This is a genomic window from Bradyrhizobium yuanmingense, from assembly GCF_900094575.1.
Lineage (GTDB): Bacteria > Pseudomonadota > Alphaproteobacteria > Rhizobiales > Xanthobacteraceae > Bradyrhizobium > Bradyrhizobium yuanmingense.
This window is the reverse complement of sequence record NZ_FMAE01000007.1, coordinates 62,131-79,079: the sequence shown is the minus strand read 5'-3', so window position 1 is coordinate 79,079 and position 16,949 is coordinate 62,131. Positions and strand designations below refer to the sequence as shown.

Here is a 16,949-nt window from a genome sequence, read left to right as displayed (position 1 = left end):
GCAGCCTCGCAAGGCTTATTGCGCCGCGATGCCCTCAGCCCTCCACCCGGTACAGCCGCCACCTTTCGGGCACCCCCTTGAGCCGGTGCTGGCCATGATCCCTCAGGTTGATTACGGACTGCGCCGCCATCAGTTCCTTTACCGCGCTCGAAACCAGCACCTCGCCCGCGCGTGCTTTCGCTGCAACCCGGGTGCAGATGTGGAACGCGAGGCCGACCATTTCGCCGCCGCTGATGGTGTATTCGCCCGCGTGGAGACCCACCCTGATCTCGAGGCCGAGCGTGCGCACGGCTTTCTGAATCGCGGCCGCGCAGGCGATGCCGGCAGCGGGTTTCCTGAAGGTCGCCAGTACGCCGTCGCCCGTGGTCACGACCTCCTTGCCGCGGCACGTCTTCAGCTCCTTGCGGACCGCCGCGTAATAATGGCCTATCACCTTGGTCCAGCGCGCATCGCCGAGCTTGGCTGCCTTCGCCGTGGAGCCGACGATGTCCACGATGAGGATGGTGGCGAGCGCCTGCTTGAGCTCGGCGGCGCGGGCAGCCGACCGGCGCCGGTTCGCGATGGGTCCGGTCAGCGGCTCATAGCGGTGATTGCGGCGCCGCGCGATCGCGGCTTTCGTGTACTCCTGCGCGCGCTGCGCGGTGCCGCAACGGATCGTCTTCTCCTGCGGCGACCGCGACCAGTAGACCTTGCGCCCGGCGCCGGCGCCCTGCACCTCCACCGCGCCCCATTTCAGGAAGACCGCCGCGCCGACGCGTCTGACGCACCACGCCTTCGAAGTGTATCCGGAGACGTTGGACTGATGGACACCGATGCGGAGAAATTTGGGCATGAAGGTGCGGCCAGAGACCGTTTGGGCGTAGCTTCGGCAAGGCTAGTCGGACAATCCGGCCTTGGCAACCGGACCTCCGGCCTCTGACTCCGGCGGGACAAGCTTATCCAGGAGCGATGTCCAGATCGATGTGCTATCCTCCTATGGGGCGGCAGAAGAAAATCCGGAGAGAATTTATGGCAACGAGTGTCAAGCAAATGCTGGAAGCTGCGAACGCGGCGGTCCCGAAGATCACCTCGGAGCAGGCGGCCGAGATGATCAACAAGGGCAACACGCTGGTCGTGGACGTTCGCGATGCGCCGGAAGTCGCCGCCAGCGGCAAGATCGCCGGCGCCGTGAACGTCTCGCGCGGGATGCTGGAGTTTCGCGCCGACCCGGAGTCGCCCTATCACGACAAGGCGTTCGACAAGGGCAAGACCGTCATCCTCTATTGCGCAACCGGCGGCAGGTCGGCGCTGGCCGGCAAGCTCTTGAAGGATATGGGTTACGAGAACGTCTACAACGTCGGCGGCTTTAAGGACTGGACGGGCGCAGTCGAGAAGTAGCGAGAACAGCGGCGCGGTTCCGTTGACTGCGCTGCGAACTCCGATTGGCACTTTCTGCGGCAAGGCGCGTTGCGGTGTTGTCGAGGAGGCGCAGATGACCAAGACCAAGGCTGCCCACGCACAAGACGCCAAGATTCCCACGCAAGCAGCGCTCAATCCCGGTGACGAAGCTCCGCCCGGAACCAAGGGCACCGGCGACGACGTCTGTCCCGATTGTCACGGCAAGGGACGCATCGACGGCGCGCCTTGCGCCACCTGCGGCGGGAGCGGCACCGTCACGCGGGCGGTCGGCGGCGCCTGACGCCGCCTCGTCCAGCGGCTTCATCTTCGTAGCAACGATCGGCCCTTCACGTGTGTTTTCCCCAACTGGAGACAGTGAGGCGCACCATGAACAAGACGACCGGACTGACACCCGACGACTTTCCGATCGAAGCCGACAAGGACAAGCTGAAGACACACAAGGGCGAGCCGGTGGCCTCGGCCGAGACCGAGCAGATTGCGGACGAGATCGCCGACCGGCTGAACGAGCAAGCCCACCAGGAAGAGCAGGACCGCTGGTCAGCCTAGTTCAGCGGGTTTGCGGCGCCCCATCGAATTTGGAACGACCACGCGTTCCCGCGCATTGGCCCTTCGCCGGCGTCTCACCATTCCGGCAAATGGCGGCCCCGGCTCAAGCCCGCCCCCGGATGCCGGGCCGGGGCCGCCTAGAGCGCGATGCGATTAGGATGAACCGTCATCGCGCTCCAGGTTATTGTTTGAGCATGATCTTTTTGGAAAACCGCTGCGCACTTTGCGCTGCGCGGCCCTCCGGGTCCGGATCATGCACCAGGCCGAGCACAGGAGCGGACATGAAAGCACTCGTCATAGCAGGGCTCATCGCGGCGCTCGCCTCGTCTCCTTCCGCCTTCGCGCAAAGCGGCGCGGGGCCGTCGAGGACGGGCTCCGGCATCAATTCGACCGGCACCGGCGGCACGACCGGCGCGGGCGCCTCCAGCCTCAATACGTCGTCGGACGCCAACAACGGCGGCGCCAATGCACCGGCGAAGTCGTCAACGATGAGGCCGGGCGACAACGATCCGGCCAGGCAGACCCAGGGGGGCCAACAGGCCCTGCCGAACGCCCCCGGAACTAACCGGAAATAGCGCGAGCCGGATAGGCATAGAGCTCGATGGGGGCGTTGAAGCCGCGCACCTCGTGCCGGCCGACATGCTCCAATGCGAACTCCTTCTCGACAAGCTCGGCGAAATCGCGTGACAGCAGCACGTTCCTGCCGAGCGTCTTGGTCAGGGCCTCCAGGCGGGAGGCCATGTTGACGGCCGGGCCGATCACCGTGAAATCCAGCCGCTGGGCAGATCCGATATTGCCGTACATGACATCACCGACGTGGACGCCGATGCCGTAGTTCAGCGGCGCGCGGCCGGTCGCGCTGTTCCGATCGTTGAGCGCGGCCATGGCTCCCCTCGCCTCGGCCACCGCATGCAGAAGATTGGCGCAGGCGTTCGGCTGATGCAGCGGGAAGATGGCGAGCAGCCCGTCGCCGATGAACTTCAGGATCTCGCCGCCGTGCCGCGCGATCGGCTCCGACATCGCGTCGAAATAGTCGTTGAGAAGGTCGATGACATCGTCGCGCGGCCAGTTGTCGGAGATCTTGGTGAAGTCCCTGAGGTCGCAGATCATGATCGCGGCGCGCACCGTCGTGCCGGTGCCGCGCCTGGTGGCGCCGGCCAGGATCAGCTCGCCGGCATGGGAGCCGACATAAGTTTCCAGCAGCGTGCGCGCTAGGCGATTCTTGATGCGGATCTCGCTGACCAGCGCCAGCACCGGCAACAGCTTCTTCAGGCCGGCGATGTGGACATCCTCGAAACCGCCGGGACGATCAGTGGCGAAGGTCACGACGTGGCGCTTGCCGAGCGTGTGCAGCAGCGGCCAGGCCACATAGTCGGTCATGCCCAGCGACCGCATGTCGTCATAAAGAGCATGTTTGCGACCGAGCGAGGAATCCTGTTCGAGCTTTTCGCGGACCTCGTCGGCACCGTCATGGATCTCGTTGGCGGAGCTGCCGATATATTCGGACCGCTCGCGAACGTCATAGTCGGCCAACGTGATCTCCGCCTCGCGCTTGCCGTCGGACCACATCATGCGGGCACCCAGCCATTGCGGATGATGGATCATCACGTGAAGCGTCGATCGCTTGAGCGGAATGCCCGCCTGCTGCAGGCGGATGCACATCAGCGCGAAGATGTCGTCGATGAAGCGCTCGTCGCGCGTGCCGTTGGTCAGCCAGTCGATGACGCCGTCGGCCAGTGTGGGGGCGTATGTGTGTGGCGCATTCATATCCTGCCCCTCGAGCTGCGGTTTAGCCAGCAGATATCGTGCGCCGGCCCGGCGGCGTCAACCTAGCTAGTTGCATGGATTGTGCGCATCGGTCTGAGGTTCTAGACCAGAAGCCGGATCGACCCCAGCACCGCCAGACCCGCGACGAGCGCAAGCTGCGACGGCCCGGCCAGCTCGACCTTCAACGTGCCGGTGCGGGGAATCGCAAATTCCTCGTTGTCGAGGCGGATGCGGCATTCGCCGCGCGGGGCGTAGACCAGATGCGTGCCGGCGGCGAGGTGCCGGTCGCCGGGCTGCTTCAACGCGAGGAGATCGATCTCGGCCGCGCCGCGCCGCGCCATGAGGTTCACGACCTCGACGGGACCGGCCTCGAGCTCGGTCACGATCTCGAGCTCGCCGGTGAACCGCACCGTCGTAAAAGGTTCACGTTCGTCGAATTCCTGCGTCGGCGACTTCAGCACCAGCCCGCGGCCCTCGACGACCATTTGCAAGCGGTCGATGCCGGGCATGTGGGAGAACGGACCGGACGCAAGAATCGGCGTCGACGCAAAGCGCCAGAGCAGGCTGTCCCAGTCCTTCCGCGGCGCATCGGCCCGATGCGCATCCGCGATGTCGGTGAAGACGCCGGCGCCGTTCTTCCACGGCGAGCGGGTGTAGATTTCAGGATTGAGCAGCGTTGCCTTCATGGAGATCCCTTATGCGATGTAGGTGCGGAGCATCGCGCGCCCGTCCAGGAACGGCTCGGCCGCCTTGAGCACCGCATCCAGATGCGTGAACAGCGAGACGTGACCGCCATCGGGGAGCGCCAGCAGCTTCGCCTGCGGGATTGCCCGGCAGACGTTCTCGGCATGCGAGAACGCCAGCACATCGTCGGCGCGGCCGTGTACGACGAGAGCAGGCGCCGAGACCGTTCCTACGGGCAACTGCTCGAGCGCGGCAAATTGCGCGATGTCGTTGACGGTCCCGGGGATCCTGGCGGCTAGATGCTCGAACACGCTCGACTGCAAGGTGCGCAACAAGAGGCCTGCCTCGGGATGGCGCAGGGTTCGTTCGCGCATCGCGTCATCGGGAATCGCGCGGCGCGCACCAGCTTGCGGATTGCGTTCAGCCCGCCACTTCAGGACCCCCGGCAATCCGGGAAGACGCGCAAGATAGCGCATCATGCGCAGGCGCGCGGCGATGTCCGGCGGCGTTTGCAGTCGTCCCGTGCAGGCCGACACCAGCACCAGCGACCGGCAGCGCGAGGGATGCCGCGCGGCAAATTGCAGCGCCGAAGGGCCGCCGGCCGAGACCGCGACGACGGCCGCGCTTGAAATCCCGAGCGCGTCGAGCAGATCCCGATAGAGATCAGCCTGGTCATCGGGCGATGCGCCCAGCTCCAGGCGCGAGCCGAGATAGCCGGGGCGAGACACGGCCAGCACCCGCTTGTCGCTGAGCGTCGAAGTGAGCGCACGCGCCAGCAGCCACGATTGGTCGTGGCCGCCCATGCCGCCATGGATGGCGAGGATCGCAGGCCCCTCGCCTGCGATCGCGCATTGGACGACGCCGCGGGAGGTCCGCACCGAGACGGGAGCAGGCCCGGCGAGCGGCAATGCGTCCGGATTTGCGGTCATGTCGCGCCTTCCACGCCTTCGGGTGCGCCGGCCTTGAAATGGCGCAGAACCTTCGCGGGACGCTGACGCCCGGGTGAACTGCCGACCCGGGCGGTCCCATACTATAGGGACCCGGCGAGCTCAAGGGCTCGGCCTGCAGGTTGCGCGGGCACGCCATGACGTCGTGGAATCCGCGCCGCTATTTCGACGCCAATGCCGCCACAGGCCGCCAAGTGACGTCGGGCGCGGCTGCTGCCAGTTGCCGGCAGCGGTCCCGCATTAGCTCGGCTGGGCGATCGTCGCCGCGGCGCTTCAGCACCGCCTCGAAATCGGCGAGCGCATCGGCAAAGCGGCGGGCGCGATAGGCGGCGAGGCCGCGTTCGTAATCCGCGATCCAGCCGATGCTGCCGACCGCATTCTCGTTCACCATCCCGATCAGCTCGTGGACGGAGAGTCCCTCCTCGCGTCCGTAGACCGCGATGCTGTCGACCTCGCGCGTGACGACGGCGCCGCGCGCCAGACGTTCGGTTGCCGCGCCGATCAGGATCTGCGTGCCGTAGGATTTGTTGGCGCCTTCGAGCCGGCTCGCGACGTTCACGGCATCGCCGATCACGGTGTAGTTCAGCCGCAGCTCCGAGCCGATATTGCCGACCAGCATGCGGCCGGAATTGATGCCGATGCGGATCTGGAGCGGCTGACCGAGATCGTCGACGAGGCCCGACTCGTCGATCGCCCGGCGGCAGGCGAGCGCGGCGCGGCAGCATCGTGCGGCGTGATCGCCTTGCGGCTGCGGCGCGCCCCAGAACGCCATCACGGCATCGCCGATGAACTTGTCGATGGTCCCGCCATTGGCGACGATGATCTCCGAGGTGAGGTCGAGATAGCGCGACAGCAGCGGCACGACGCGATCGCCGAGCCGCTCCGACAGTCCGGTGAAGCCGGCGATGTCGATGAACATCACGCTGAGCTCCTGAACGCTGCCGCCGGGCTTCGCCTCGACGCCCTGGCGCAGCAGGCCACGGACGAGATCGGCCGGGATGAACTTGCGGAATGCGGACAGGCCGGCCGCCATCTCCGCGATCGCACCCGATAGGCTTGCGATCTCCTTCAGCCGCGACGGATGGCGGCGGACCTGCTCCAGCGCGAAGGCTTCGACATGGCGCAGTTCGCCGACGACGCGCGACAGCGGCGCGGCAATGACGGACCGCGCCAGCATCGCCGAGGCCAGCGCCGCGAGCACGGCGCCGACGGCGAGGCCGAGGATAAGGCGATGCAATGTCGTCTCGACCGGCCCGAGAAATTCGGCCTCGGGGATCACGGTCGCGAGCGACCAGCCGGGAAACGGCAGCGGCGTCAGCGCGACCTCATAGGCCGCGCCGCCCGAGGTGAGCCGGCTTTGCCAGGCCTCCTTGCGGCCGGCCTCCCCGGCCTGGTCGAGCGCTGCGCGCGCCAGCGGCAGCAGCGCCGTGTCGCCACGCGCCGGATGGAGCTCGTCGGCGTCCTTGTCCGGCGCTGCGACGAGCTCGCCGCTGCCGTCGACGATGAAGGCGGTGCCGGTGCGTCCGACCTCCAGCTGCGACAGGAAGCGCGCAAGCCTGGTATATTCGATGATGACGGCAAGCACGCCTTGGCGCTCCTGGTAGACGTCGATCGGGCCGGCGAAGGCGATCGACGGCCGCTCGCCGGTCGCGTGGTCCATCACCCTGAACCATTGCGGGTCTTCCGCGCCGAGGCCGGCCTTGAACCAGGCCTGATCGGCGACGCGGAAATCGGTCGGCTCGAAGCGGCGGTTGGCGAACTCGATGTCGCCGGGCACCACGTCGTATTCGTCGACGCGGCGCTCGCCCGGATGATCCGTCAGCGAGATCTCCATCATCTCCAGGCGCCGATCGCCGAGCTTGTGCGCGGCGAAGAAGGAGCCGTCAGGCCAGCCGAACGCGACCCAGGAAATCGTGGCCTGCGATTGCAATTGCGAGAGGAAGACGAATTCGCGCTTGTCGGCCTCGCGGGTGTCGAGCACGTTCTGGAGGAACAGGGTGCGGATCGCGGTATGCGCGGCGCGCGCCTCGTCGACGATGGCCGAGACCTCCTTGCGCACCGCCGCGACGATCTGCTCGTTGATGGTCGAGGCGAGCTGCCGGCTGGCCGCCTCCGCGGTGCGCCACCACAGCAGGCTGGAGAGCGCCGCGGTCAGCAGGATCGCGGCGAGGACCAGCGCGGAGACAGCAAGGCGGATACTGACCGTCATCCTTGCGATCGCGCGCAGCTGGCGTCCGGGATCGACGTTCATGGTTTTATCCGCCTTTGGGTGGGCGCGACTCCTGTCATCTTCCTACGCAGATTTCCTACCGTCCGTTACCTCTGCCAAGTTTGGTCGGACGCATCCAATGCTCTCGCTCTAACGTGTCGATAGCGCCAAGGCATTGGATTTGGGCACCCACTTGCCCGCTAATCCCGTCCAAGCGCACCGACCGTGCGCCCGATCCAATCGATCTCACGGTTTCGTGAGCAGCCCGCCGTAACACGGGCGGCGCGCGGAACGAAGGAGATCATGCGCGCTCGCCTGCCGGGCGGCACCATTCGAACAGGAGAACCTCGATGTCTGCCAAACATACCGTCACCTCCCTCGTCCTCGCCGGTGCGGTGTCGACCGCGCTCGCGACCCTTGCCTCCGCCGCCCCCCTGAGCAAGGCCGAAGCCGATGCCGCCGTCGCCGCCAAGAAAGAGAAGTGCTTCGGCGTCGCACTGAAAGGCCAGAACGATTGCGCGGCGGGACCGGGCACCACCTGCCAGGGCACCTCGACCGTGGACTACCAGGGTAATGCCTGGAAATTCGTCAAGGGCGGCACCTGCACCAGCATCGAGCTGCCGGGCGGCAAGAAGGGTTCGCTGAAGCCGATCTGACGGCCGGCGCAACGGCAAGCGCGAACGGAGCAGCACGATGAGCACGATCAAGCCGGCCCCGCCAGCAGCGCTGCCGCTCCGCTTCGCAACGCCGATCGGCGGCGTTGCCGGGACGAGCTTCAAGCCCGAGCACCTCCCGGCAATCCTCGAGGCAAAGAATCGGCGCGGCTTCTTCGAGGTCCACGCCGAGAACTACATGGGCGCGGGAGGGCCGCCGCATCGCGCGCTGGAGGCGATCCGCCGCGATCATCCGCTCTCGCTGCACGGCGTCTGCATGTCGATCGGCGGACCCCGGCCGCTCGACAAGGCGCATCTGGCGCGCTTCCGCGGCCTGGTCGCGCGCTATCAGCCGGCGCTGGTCTCCGAGCATCTCGCCTGGTCGACGCACGAGACCAGCTTCTTCAACGATCTGTTGCCTCTGCCCTACACGGCAGCGACGCTGACTTGCGTCTGCGATCACATCGATCAGGTGCAGGAGGCGATCCGGCGGCCGCTGCTGTTGGAAAACCCGTCGACCTATCTCGCCTTTCGCGAATCCTCGATGCGCGAGACCGAGTTCATCCGCGCCGTTGCGGAGCGCACCGGCTGCGGCCTGCTGCTCGACGTCAACAACGTGTTCGTCTCCGCGGCCAACCATGGATATTCTGCGCTCGACTACCTCGCTGATTTCCCGCTGTCGCGCGTCGAGGAAATTCATCTCGCCGGGCATGCCGAGCAGGCCGACAACGAAGGTGACCTGCTGTTGATCGACAGCCACGATGGCCCGGTGGCCGACGCCGTCTGGAAACTCTACGAGATCGTGATCCGCCGCCGCGGGCCGGTGCCGACGCTGATCGAATGGGACAGCAAGATTCCGGACTGGCCGGTGCTGCAAGCGGAAGCCGCTGCCGCCCAGGCGATCCTCGACCGCCATCAGTCCGCCGTGCCGGCAGGAGAGCGTCATGCCGCCTGAACCAGGTTTGTGCTTTGCCGCATCGTTCGCGCCGGCGCTGCTGGATCCGGCGCGCAGCACGCCTGAGCTCGTGACCGGCCCGAACGGCAAGGCCGCTGGCCGGCGCTACGACGTCTACCGCAACAACGTCACGGTCAGCCTGATCGACGCGCTCGCCGCAATCTATCCGGCGGTGCAGCGCATCACCGGCGTCGACTTCTTCCGCGCGATGGCGCGCTTGCATGTGCGCAGCAATCCGCCGACATCGCCGCTGCTGTTCGAATATGGCCGCGACTTTCCGGACTTCATCGAAGCCTACGAGCATGCGCAAGATCTGCCCTGGCTCGGCGACGTCGCGCGTCTCGAGCGGGCCTGGCTCGACGCCTATCACGCCGCCGACGCCATCCCGCTGTCGCCGGCCCGGCTCTCGGCGGTGACGCCCGACCGCCTGGCTGATCTGGTTTTCATTCCGCACCCGGCCGCGCGGTGCCTGCGTTCGAATTACGCTGCCGTGACGATCTTTGCGGCCAACCGCGACGACGCACCGATTATGCGGATCGATGCCTCGACGCCGGAGGATGCCCTGATCACGCGAGGCGAATTCGACGTCGCCGTGCGCCGCCTTCCGCCCGGCGGAGCGGTCTTCGCGCACCATCTCATGTCGGGCCGGCCGCTCGGCGAAGCCGCTGCGGCAGCGCTGGAAGCGGCGAGCGAATTCGACATTGCCGCGAATATTGCCGGGCTGATCGAAGCCGGCGCCTTCACCTCGCTCTGTTGCGGAGACCCATCATGATCACGGAGCAGCCCATGACGCCCGCCAGCGGCCTGCCGTCGCCCGGAGCACTCATCGACAGAGCCAATCATCTGGTGCAGGCGCTCGCGGTGCCATCGCTCGTCCAGCTGGTGCTGCGCCTCGCGCTGGCCGTGCCGTTCTGGCGCTCGGGCCTGCTCAAATGGAGCGGCTTCCTCGAGCTCAACGACACCGCGGTGACGCTGTTCAGCGACGAATTCATGCTGCATCTGCCCGGCGGGCCCTATCACTTTCCGGCCCCGACGGTGATGGCCTTTCTCTCGGGCTCCGGCGAGATCATGTTCCCGATCCTGCTGGTGCTGGGACTGGGCACGCGGTTCGCCGCGCTCGGGCTGCTGTTCATGACCGTGATCGTCGAGCTCACGGTGCCCGACGGCTGGCCGATTCACCTCACTTGGGCGGCGATGGCGCTTGCCCTCATGGCTTACGGGCCGGGGCACATCTCGCTCGATCATCTGATCTGTCGCATCCGTAGCCCGGATGGAGCGCAGCGCAATCCGGGGCAGGTTGCGCGGTGAGGCATCGGTCCCGGATTACGCTTGCGCTCCATCCGGGCTACAGAAGAGCACTTACATTGCGCTCAGGCCGCTATCGACTGCGAGGGTCTGTGCGGTGACGTAGACGCTTTCGTCGGAGAGGAAGAACAGCACGGCATAGGCAATCTCCCAGGCTGTCGCCTGGCGGCCGAACGGGATGTGGCTCTTGCCGCGGGAGGGACGGCCGGCGCCGGCTTCGCGGCCTTTGGGGGTGTCGACGAGTCCGGGATAGACGAGATTGGCGCGGATGCCGCGGCGGGCTCCGAGATGGGCGATGTTGCGCATCAGACCGCCGAGCGCGGCTTTCGAGGAATCGTACACCGCCATCTGCGAGCCCGCCTTCAGCGCGGCGATGGAGGAGATGAAGACGATGGCGCCGCCATCGTCGAATTTCGGCAAGCCGGCGCGGCAGCACAGCATGGGGCCGCGGACATTGACGTCGTAGATCTTGTTCCACTCCTCGGGGCTGACGGCATCGAGCCCGACCTTGCCGAATGTGCCGACGTTCAGCACCATGCCGTCGAGCCCGCCCATGGCGCGGCGCGCCTCGTCGATCATGCGGACGACGTCGGCCTCCGAGGTGACGTCGGCCGCGATGGCAAGACCGTCGCCGCCTTCATCCGTGATGCGCTTCACCGTCTGTTCGGCGGAGCTGCGGTTGAGATCGGCGACCGCGACCTTGGCGCCCTCGCGGGCGCACAGGATGCTCATGGCACGGCCGTTGCCGATTGGATCGCTCGCTGCGTCGAACACGCGTTGGCCGCCGCCGACGATCAGGATGCGGCGCCCTTTGAGGCGCCCCCTGCCCGGCGCTTCTCCGGATGATTCCACGCTCGGCGGACGAATGTAACGCTCCGGCTTGCTCTCGGTGTCCGCCATCTCAGCCGCCTGGCTTCTTGCCGCCGTCATAGACCTTCATGCCAGCGGCGGGATCGAGATCGGTTTCCGTTGCTTCGGTCAGGCGCGCCATCATCATGTAAAAGCCGAGCGCGACGATGGCTTCGACGATTTCCTGGTCGCTGAAATGTTTTCGCACGGCCGCGAAGATGGTCTCGGGGACACGGACGTTCTCGACCACTTCGCGGCCGAACTTCAGCAGCGCGCGCTCGGCCTCGCTCAGGCCGGCGGCGTCGTAGTCACTACGCTCGACGGCGTCGATCTGGTCCTGCGTGCAGCCGACGCCGAGCGCGATCGGCACGTGCTGGCGCCACTCGTAGGCGCCGCCTTCGAGCTGGGCGGACTGGAGGATCAGAAGCTCGCGGTTGACCGCGCTGAGCTTCTGCTTGTGCAGGATGGAATTGCCGAGCCGCATCGCCGGAATCATGTTGGCCTCGGCATGGGCCATCATGCGGAAGATGTTGAGCTTGACCGGCATGCGGTCGAACGAGGCGCGAATGTCGCCGCTCGTCGTCTCCGGATCAATCAGGGGCAGCCTTGCCACGCATTTCTCCCTTGGGCTTTCGCTTCTTGTTGTCGGCGTCTTGACCTGCCGCGATCAGCGACAGGAAGAAGGCGAGATAGCGGTCGATCGCCTCGATCACCTTCGGCCGCGGCGACGGCACCGCGCCCATCACGTAATGCTCGAGGCGGATGTAGATCAGACCGGCGGCGAACAGCCGCGCGGTCTCGCGCGGATCAGTGGTCGAGATCAGGCCGGCGAGCGCGAAGCCGCGGAAATAATCCGTCATCAGGCTCTGCTCGCGCGCGTAGAAATGATCGGCGAATTTGGCGCGAATGCCTGGCACGCGGTTGCGCTCGGCGGTGATGACCTTCTGGAACTGGTGCTCGCGCGGATCGGACCATTGCTCGACGAGGTCGAGCGCGAACTGCCGGCAGAACTCCGCCGGCTGCCGCGCCAGCTGCTTGTAGCGCGGCTCCTCCAGCCGGCTCGCCGAGCTGGCCGGGCCATGCTCGCTGACGATCGCCTCGAGGATCGCCGCCTTGCCGGGGAAATGGTTGTAGAGGCTGCTCTCGCGGATGCCGACGCGGCGCGCGAGCTCGCGCATCGAGGCGCCGCCATAACCGCTCTGCGCGAACAGGTTGAGCGCTTCGGCGAGGATGCGCTCGCGCGTCGTGGGCGCAGCCGCTTCAGCCGCGCTGGAGGTGTCGACAGCCATGCTGCTTGACTAACGAACGCTCGTTCGCTAGTCAACCGTACGAACGATCGTTCGTTTTAACTCCGCTCGATAAGCGGAGAGCAATTGGGGAAGAATGCCATGGCAAGCCACGCTCGCCTTTTGCCCGCGCAAACCATCGCAGCGCTTCGCATCGTCACATCATTGCTGCTGATCTTGTCAGCGGCGCCGTCCGCCCGCGCCGAGGATGCTGCCGCCTACCCCACCCGCAAGATCAGGATGCTGCTGCCTTACGCGGCCGGCGGCGGCGGCGACGTAGTCGGCCGGCTGCTTGCGGACAGGATGGGCAAGACGCTCGGGCAGAGCATCTATATCGAGAACCACACCGGCGCCGCCGGCACGATCGGCACGCAGATGGTCGCGACTTCCGCCAATGACGGCTACACCATCACCGTCGGCGGCATGACCACGCATGTGCTGGCGCCCGCGATCTATCCAAAACTGCCCTACGATCCGATCAAGGATTTCACGACGATCGGGCGCGTCGGCGTCTCCTCCATCATGCTGGTGGCAACCAAGGACTTTGCCGCCAATGACATCAAGGGTCTGGTCGCGCTGGCCAAGAAGGGCGAGCCGATCCAGTACGGCAGCTGGGGCGTCGGCTCGACCGGACAATTCTGCGCGGAGATCCTGATGCAGCAGACCGGCATCAGGATGGACCACGTGCCGTTCAACGGCATCGCAAAGCTGGCCGGCGATTTGCTCGGCCGCCACATTTCGCTCGCGACGCTCGACGTTGCCACCGCAACGCCGCTGGTGAAGGAGGGCTCGATCAAGGCGCTGGCCGCCTGCGGCGAGCGGTCGCCGAGCCTGCCCGAAATCGCCAGCTACAAGGAGCAGGGCGTGGCGTTCGACCGCAGCCTGTCCTGGGCGATGTATGCGCCGGCCGGTGTCGCACCGCCGATCACGCAGAAGCTGTCGGCGGCCCTGAAGGAGGCCCTTGGCGATGAGGTCGTGAAGCAGAAGCTGCTGGCGCTCGGCATCACGCCGCAATTCGTGCCCGGCGAGGAGCAGCGCGACATCAACGCCCGCGACATCACGGCCTGGAAGCAGGTTGCCAAGGACGCGGGCATCGAGGTCAAGTGAGCAAGCTGACGACAGGAGCGCGGGCATGAGCCGTATCTTCGGCGCGGTGCGCCAGAACGGATATGTGGTGCGGGACATCCACGCCGCGATGAAGCACTGGATCGAGGTGATGGGCGTCGGCCCCTGGTACTACATGGACCGGGTCAAGACCGACTGGTTCCGGCATCGCGGCCGGGATTCGGCCGTCGAGATGAGCATTGCGCTGGCGAATTCCGGCGATCTCCAGATCGAGCTGATCCAGCAGCGCAACGACGCGCCCTCGCTCTACAGGGAATTTCTCGATGCCGGGCGCGAAGGGCTCCAGCACATGTCGTATTGGAGCCACGACTATCAGGCGCTCTACGACAAGGCGCTCGGGCTCGGCTATCGGATCGGCCATGAGGGCCAGATCGGCGGCAACAAGGGACGCTTTGCCTATTTCGACACGCAGGCGCATCCGGGCACGGTGATCGAAATCTCCGACATCAGCGGCACCAAGGGCCCGTTCTTCGAGAAGGTGCGGCAGGCCGCACTGAACTGGGACGGCACGCGGCCGATCCGCGAGGTCGGCGGCGGGAGATCGTAGAACCGATTGCCCGCAATGTACGCCGTTGCTGGCTCTTGCGGGAAACCATGGTAACGTGGCCTCGTGTCCGAACCTTCAGCGAGGCTAGCATGCCCGACACTGACAAGGTTTTCGCCGGCTCGATTCCGAAAATCTACGACGAGTATCTGGTCCCGATGATCTTCGCCGTCTATGCGGAGGACATCGCAAGGCGCGTTGCCGCACGCTCTCCCGCTGTATTGCTCGAGATCGCAGCGGGCACCGGTGCGGTGACGCGTGCCGTGGCGGCGGCGCTGCCGCGCGGCGTTCGATACGTTGCAACGGACCTCAACGAACCGATGCTCGCGGTCGCAGCGCAGCGCCAGGCGAATGACGATCGCATCACCTGGCGCCAGGCGGACGCAATGGCCCTGCCCTTCGGCGACGCCGAGTTCGACGTGGTCTGCTGCCAGTTCGGCGCGATGTTCTTTCCGGACCGCATCAAGGCCTATGGCGAGGTCAGGCGCGTCCTGAAGCCGGACGGCACGTTCGTGTTCAACGTTTGGGATCGCATCGAGGAGAATGCGCTCACGCATGAAGCAACGGTCGCGCTCGAGAAGCTGTTTCCCAATGATCCGCCGCGTTTCATGGTCCGGACGCCGCACGGCTATCACGACAAGGCCGTCATCAGGAGCGATCTCGAACGAGCTGGCTTCCGCGACATCTCGATCGAAACCCGATCCGAAATCAGCCGCGCGCCTTTAGCCGAAGATGTCGCCATTGCGCTCTGCCAGGGCACGCCGCTGCGCAGCGAGATCGAGGCACGGGATGCCGGCAAGCTTCAGGCTGCGACCGATACGGTTGCGGAGGCAATCCGGGCCCGCCATGGATCCGGTCCGGTGGAGGGCAAGATCCAGGCGATCGTGATCGAGGCCCGCCCGTAGCAGGGGCGTTGGCCGAGGCGGCGCGTCCTTTACCAGAAGCCGCGCTGGAACGGCTGCGCCGGCTGATAGTACTGGTACTGGCTGCGCCGGCGCGGGTTGGCCGGCTGGACGTAGGGATCGCGGTAGAAGAAGCCGAAGCCGTTGTCCCAGCCGTCATCGCTGGCGATCATGGCAGGCGCGGTCGGCTTGCGCGTGATGAAGCCGCCTTGCGGCTCGTTGCTCAGCACCGCGACGAACTCGGTGCGGTAATTGGTCTCGCTGCTCAGCGGCTCGTCCGAGACGACGATCGAGGAGCGCGGCAACGCGGTCGGCCCGATGCGGTCCCATACGTCCTGCGGGATGGTGATGCGGTCGAGTGCGTTGCGGGCCTCATCGCCGTTCTCGATCGTGACAACGCTCCAGCGCAGGCCCGTCCCGGTCTTCGCCATCGCCGTAAAGATATGCGTGCCGATCGGCTGCTCGGGATTGCGGATCGTGACGGGGACCTCGATGCTGGTGTCGAACACCTCGCCGCCGCCGTCGGGCGCCGGCTTGTGCGTGTTCCGACGCACATAGAGCTTCTGCGTCGCCCGGCTGATGTAGACCGAGACCGGCTCGCCCGCGAGCTTCGCGTCGGTCGCCGCCTTCACGGCCTCGGTCTTTCTGGCCGCAGCGGTCTTCGCGGCTTCCTTGGTCGCAGCCACCGCATCGCGCTTCGGCTGCGCGGCGGCCCTGGCGGCCTCGAGCTGCGTCGCCGCGTCGGCAGCCTTGGTTGCTGCCTTCTGCTTCAGCTCCTCGGCCTTGGCGCGGGCCTGATCCGTCTTGGCATTTGCGAGCATTTTGTCGGCGAAGGCGAGCTCGGCATCGGCGCGGGTCTTCTGCTGTTCCAGCTTGCGCAACGCGGCCGGGAGCGAGGCGGCTTCCTTCGCGGCGGCGGACGCAGCCTTCTTGGCCTCGTCGGCCGCCCTTGTGGCCTCCTCCGCCTCGGCGGAGAGCTTGTCGGCCCGGCCGGGCACGGCCGCGATGGCCTCCGGCTTTGGCACGAACAGCGAGGGATGAGAGAATTCCGTCGGGACCGTGTCATGCGGCGAGACGATCACGCGCATCCCGATATAGGTCTTGTCGAACACATTCTCGGCGAAGCCGAACGGCATTCGCACGCAGCCGTGCGAGGCGGCATAGCCGGGCAGCGGTCCGCCATGCAGGGCGATGCCGTTCCAGGTAATGCGCTGCATGTGCGGCATCCAGGCATCGTCATAAAGGCTCGAGCGATGCTCCCGGTTCTTCTCGAGGATGGCAAAGACGCCAGCCGGCGTCTCGCGTCCGGTGGTGCCGGTCGATACCGGCGCGCGCACGATCCAGCCGTCGGCATCGTAGAAAGTGACCTGCTGGCTCTTGATCGACACGATCGCCATGACCGGATCGCCGGCCACCCGCGGCGCGACTGCCTCGGCCACCTGGCGCTGCTGCTTGGCCGCAATCGCCGGGGTGGCCGCCGCAAGGGTCGCCGCCGCCACGAGCGCCATGATTCCGGCAGGCCCCCGGCGCCCCACCGCCCTGATGGATTGCGCCGTCGTCGATCGGTTTTTCATGCCATCCTCGGTCGAGCTGCCAGTCGGCTGGTATCGCTCACGTGTCAGATTGGAATCGTTGCATTAAGAAATTGCAGTCGCCTTACGTTCCGTCTGTGGCGGGATTCGGTACGTTCGGACGACAAATCTCTCATATACGACGCCTCGCGGAGGCGGAAGGCGGCCGTCAGCCGAGGGCAGCCGGAGCTGGCCTCAATCGCTGCGG

20 protein-coding genes are annotated in these 16,949 nt (G+C 66.3%); 10 read left to right on the top strand and 10 right to left on the bottom strand.

The window, feature by feature from the left end; translation table 11 throughout:
- Positions 1-34 precede the first annotated feature (34 nt).
- Positions 35-832 (bottom strand): adenylate/guanylate cyclase domain-containing protein, encoded by a 798-nt coding sequence (locus tag GA0061099_RS24965; protein ID WP_036026722.1) that lies wholly within the window; start codon positions 830-832, stop codon positions 35-37.
- 176 nt (positions 833-1,008) lie between these two features.
- On the opposite strand from GA0061099_RS24965, the gene GA0061099_RS24960 reads away from it, so the two are divergent.
- The 3 genes from GA0061099_RS24960 to GA0061099_RS24950 all read left to right on the top strand — a co-directional run bounded on the left by GA0061099_RS24960 (position 1,009) and on the right by GA0061099_RS24950 (position 1,944).
- Positions 1,009-1,377, top strand: a complete 369-nt coding sequence (locus tag GA0061099_RS24960; protein ID WP_074448098.1) for a rhodanese-like domain-containing protein — start codon at positions 1,009-1,011, stop codon at positions 1,375-1,377.
- A 94-nt stretch (positions 1,378-1,471) separates the two neighbouring features.
- A complete protein-coding gene (locus tag GA0061099_RS24955) occupies positions 1,472-1,678 on the top strand; it encodes a hypothetical protein (protein ID WP_050995990.1) in 207 nt (68 codons plus the stop codon).
- Positions 1,679-1,764: 86 nt separating this feature from the next.
- Positions 1,765-1,944, top strand: a complete 180-nt coding sequence (locus GA0061099_RS24950) for a hypothetical protein (protein WP_036011671.1) — start codon at positions 1,765-1,767, stop codon at positions 1,942-1,944.
- Between the two features lie 181 nt (positions 1,945-2,125).
- On the opposite strand, the gene GA0061099_RS41855 is transcribed toward GA0061099_RS24950, so the two are convergent.
- The 5 genes from GA0061099_RS41855 to GA0061099_RS24925 all read right to left on the bottom strand — a co-directional run bounded on the left by GA0061099_RS41855 (position 2,126) and on the right by GA0061099_RS24925 (position 7,593).
- Positions 2,126-2,449 carry a hypothetical protein gene (locus GA0061099_RS41855; RefSeq protein WP_036011673.1) on the bottom strand — a complete coding sequence of 108 codons (324 nt, stop codon included), beginning with the start codon at positions 2,447-2,449 and terminating at the stop codon, positions 2,126-2,128.
- Positions 2,450-2,505: 56 nt separating this feature from the next.
- On the bottom strand, positions 2,506-3,711 hold the full coding sequence (locus GA0061099_RS24940) for an adenylate/guanylate cyclase domain-containing protein (protein WP_036011675.1): 1,206 nt from the start codon (positions 3,709-3,711) through the stop codon (positions 2,506-2,508).
- Positions 3,712-3,812: 101 nt separating this feature from the next.
- Positions 3,813-4,397, bottom strand: a complete 585-nt coding sequence (locus tag GA0061099_RS24935; protein WP_036026727.1) for a HutD/Ves family protein — start codon at positions 4,395-4,397, stop codon at positions 3,813-3,815.
- 9 nt (positions 4,398-4,406) lie between these two features.
- Positions 4,407-5,324 carry an alpha/beta fold hydrolase gene (locus GA0061099_RS24930; RefSeq protein WP_050995988.1) on the bottom strand — a complete coding sequence of 306 codons (918 nt, stop codon included), beginning with the start codon at positions 5,322-5,324 and terminating at the stop codon, positions 4,407-4,409.
- A gap of 178 nt (positions 5,325-5,502) precedes the next feature.
- On the bottom strand, positions 5,503-7,593 hold the full coding sequence (locus GA0061099_RS24925; RefSeq protein WP_036026730.1) for an adenylate/guanylate cyclase domain-containing protein: 2,091 nt from the start codon (positions 7,591-7,593) through the stop codon (positions 5,503-5,505).
- Positions 7,594-7,901: 308 nt separating this feature from the next.
- On the opposite strand from GA0061099_RS24925, the gene GA0061099_RS24920 reads away from it, so the two are divergent.
- Genes GA0061099_RS24920 through GA0061099_RS24905 form a run of 4 tightly spaced genes read left to right on the top strand, consistent with a single transcriptional unit; the run spans position 7,902 to position 10,467 of the window.
- A complete protein-coding gene (locus GA0061099_RS24920; RefSeq protein ID WP_036026732.1) occupies positions 7,902-8,207 on the top strand; it encodes a BufA1 family periplasmic bufferin-type metallophore in 306 nt (101 codons plus the stop codon).
- Positions 8,208-8,244: 37 nt separating this feature from the next.
- On the top strand, positions 8,245-9,159 hold the full coding sequence (gene bufB / locus GA0061099_RS24915; RefSeq protein ID WP_036026735.1) for an MNIO family bufferin maturase: 915 nt from the start codon (positions 8,245-8,247) through the stop codon (positions 9,157-9,159).
- Entirely contained in the window at positions 9,149-9,931 is a 783-nt protein-coding gene (locus GA0061099_RS24910; protein ID WP_036026737.1) for an HvfC/BufC N-terminal domain-containing protein, read from the top strand. Before bufB ends, GA0061099_RS24910 begins: the two co-directional genes overlap by 11 nt.
- Positions 9,928-10,467 carry a DoxX family protein gene (locus tag GA0061099_RS24905; protein ID WP_036026738.1) on the top strand — a complete coding sequence of 180 codons (540 nt, stop codon included), beginning with the start codon at positions 9,928-9,930 and terminating at the stop codon, positions 10,465-10,467. The genes GA0061099_RS24910 and GA0061099_RS24905 overlap by 4 nt, the downstream gene beginning before the upstream one ends.
- Before the next feature lie 51 nt (positions 10,468-10,518).
- On the opposite strand, the gene GA0061099_RS24900 is transcribed toward GA0061099_RS24905, so the two are convergent.
- The 3 genes from GA0061099_RS24900 to GA0061099_RS24890 are packed head-to-tail and all read right to left on the bottom strand — an operon-like array spanning position 10,519 to position 12,602.
- Positions 10,519-11,364, bottom strand: coding sequence for an SDR family NAD(P)-dependent oxidoreductase (locus GA0061099_RS24900; RefSeq protein ID WP_036026758.1), 846 nt, complete (start codon positions 11,362-11,364; stop codon positions 10,519-10,521).
- A 1-nt stretch (position 11,365) separates the two neighbouring features.
- Entirely contained in the window at positions 11,366-11,926 is a 561-nt protein-coding gene (locus tag GA0061099_RS24895; protein ID WP_036011690.1) for a carboxymuconolactone decarboxylase family protein, read from the bottom strand.
- A complete protein-coding gene (locus GA0061099_RS24890) occupies positions 11,904-12,602 on the bottom strand; it encodes a TetR/AcrR family transcriptional regulator (protein ID WP_036026741.1) in 699 nt (232 codons plus the stop codon). The genes GA0061099_RS24895 and GA0061099_RS24890 overlap by 23 nt, the downstream gene beginning before the upstream one ends.
- A 99-nt stretch (positions 12,603-12,701) precedes the next feature.
- Between GA0061099_RS24890 and GA0061099_RS24885 the strand changes: the two genes are divergently transcribed.
- The 3 genes from GA0061099_RS24885 (at position 12,702) to GA0061099_RS24875 (ending at position 15,173) form a co-directional block, all read left to right on the top strand.
- Positions 12,702-13,706 (top strand): Bug family tripartite tricarboxylate transporter substrate binding protein, encoded by a 1,005-nt coding sequence (locus GA0061099_RS24885; protein ID WP_050995989.1) that lies wholly within the window; start codon positions 12,702-12,704, stop codon positions 13,704-13,706.
- Positions 13,707-13,731: 25 nt separating this feature from the next.
- The gene (locus GA0061099_RS24880; protein ID WP_036026743.1) at positions 13,732-14,271 is read left to right on the top strand and encodes a VOC family protein; all 540 of its coding nucleotides are present in this window, start codon (positions 13,732-13,734) and stop codon (positions 14,269-14,271) included.
- An 89-nt stretch (positions 14,272-14,360) separates the two neighbouring features.
- Positions 14,361-15,173, top strand: a complete 813-nt coding sequence (locus tag GA0061099_RS24875) for a class I SAM-dependent methyltransferase (protein ID WP_036026746.1) — start codon at positions 14,361-14,363, stop codon at positions 15,171-15,173.
- A gap of 29 nt (positions 15,174-15,202) precedes the next feature.
- Here GA0061099_RS24875 and GA0061099_RS24870 read toward each other — a convergent pair whose 3' ends face one another.
- Positions 15,203-16,744 (bottom strand): L,D-transpeptidase, encoded by a 1,542-nt coding sequence (locus GA0061099_RS24870; protein WP_036026748.1) that lies wholly within the window; start codon positions 16,742-16,744, stop codon positions 15,203-15,205.
- Positions 16,745-16,949: the final 205 nt, after the last annotated feature.

Coding starts and splice junctions, on each gene's coding strand:
- GA0061099_RS24935 (WP_036026727.1), bottom strand. CDS start 4,397: ATGAAGGCAACGCTGCTCAATCCTGAAATCTACACCCGCTCGCCGTGG.
- GA0061099_RS24900 (WP_036026758.1), bottom strand. CDS start 11,364: ATGGCGGACACCGAGAGCAAGCCGGAGCGTTACATTCGTCCGCCGAGC.
- GA0061099_RS24955 (WP_050995990.1), top strand. CDS start 1,472: ATGACCAAGACCAAGGCTGCCCACGCACAAGACGCCAAGATTCCCACG.
- GA0061099_RS24910 (WP_036026737.1), top strand. CDS start 9,149: ATGCCGCCTGAACCAGGTTTGTGCTTTGCCGCATCGTTCGCGCCGGCG.
- bufB (WP_036026735.1), top strand. CDS start 8,245: ATGAGCACGATCAAGCCGGCCCCGCCAGCAGCGCTGCCGCTCCGCTTC.
- GA0061099_RS24905 (WP_036026738.1), top strand. CDS start 9,928: ATGATCACGGAGCAGCCCATGACGCCCGCCAGCGGCCTGCCGTCGCCC.
- GA0061099_RS24920 (WP_036026732.1), top strand. CDS start 7,902: ATGTCTGCCAAACATACCGTCACCTCCCTCGTCCTCGCCGGTGCGGTG.
- GA0061099_RS24965 (WP_036026722.1), bottom strand. CDS start 832: ATGCCCAAATTTCTCCGCATCGGTGTCCATCAGTCCAACGTCTCCGGA.
- GA0061099_RS24875 (WP_036026746.1), top strand. CDS start 14,361: ATGCCCGACACTGACAAGGTTTTCGCCGGCTCGATTCCGAAAATCTAC.
- GA0061099_RS24950 (WP_036011671.1), top strand. CDS start 1,765: ATGAACAAGACGACCGGACTGACACCCGACGACTTTCCGATCGAAGCC.
- GA0061099_RS24940 (WP_036011675.1), bottom strand. CDS start 3,711: ATGAATGCGCCACACACATACGCCCCCACACTGGCCGACGGCGTCATC.
- GA0061099_RS24870 (WP_036026748.1), bottom strand. CDS start 16,744: ATGAAAAACCGATCGACGACGGCGCAATCCATCAGGGCGGTGGGGCGC.
- GA0061099_RS24925 (WP_036026730.1), bottom strand. CDS start 7,593: ATGAACGTCGATCCCGGACGCCAGCTGCGCGCGATCGCAAGGATGACG.
- GA0061099_RS24880 (WP_036026743.1), top strand. CDS start 13,732: ATGAGCCGTATCTTCGGCGCGGTGCGCCAGAACGGATATGTGGTGCGG.
- GA0061099_RS24930 (WP_050995988.1), bottom strand. CDS start 5,324: ATGACCGCAAATCCGGACGCATTGCCGCTCGCCGGGCCTGCTCCCGTC.
- GA0061099_RS24890 (WP_036026741.1), bottom strand. CDS start 12,602: ATGGCTGTCGACACCTCCAGCGCGGCTGAAGCGGCTGCGCCCACGACG.
- GA0061099_RS24960 (WP_074448098.1), top strand. CDS start 1,009: ATGGCAACGAGTGTCAAGCAAATGCTGGAAGCTGCGAACGCGGCGGTC.
- GA0061099_RS24885 (WP_050995989.1), top strand. CDS start 12,702: ATGGCAAGCCACGCTCGCCTTTTGCCCGCGCAAACCATCGCAGCGCTT.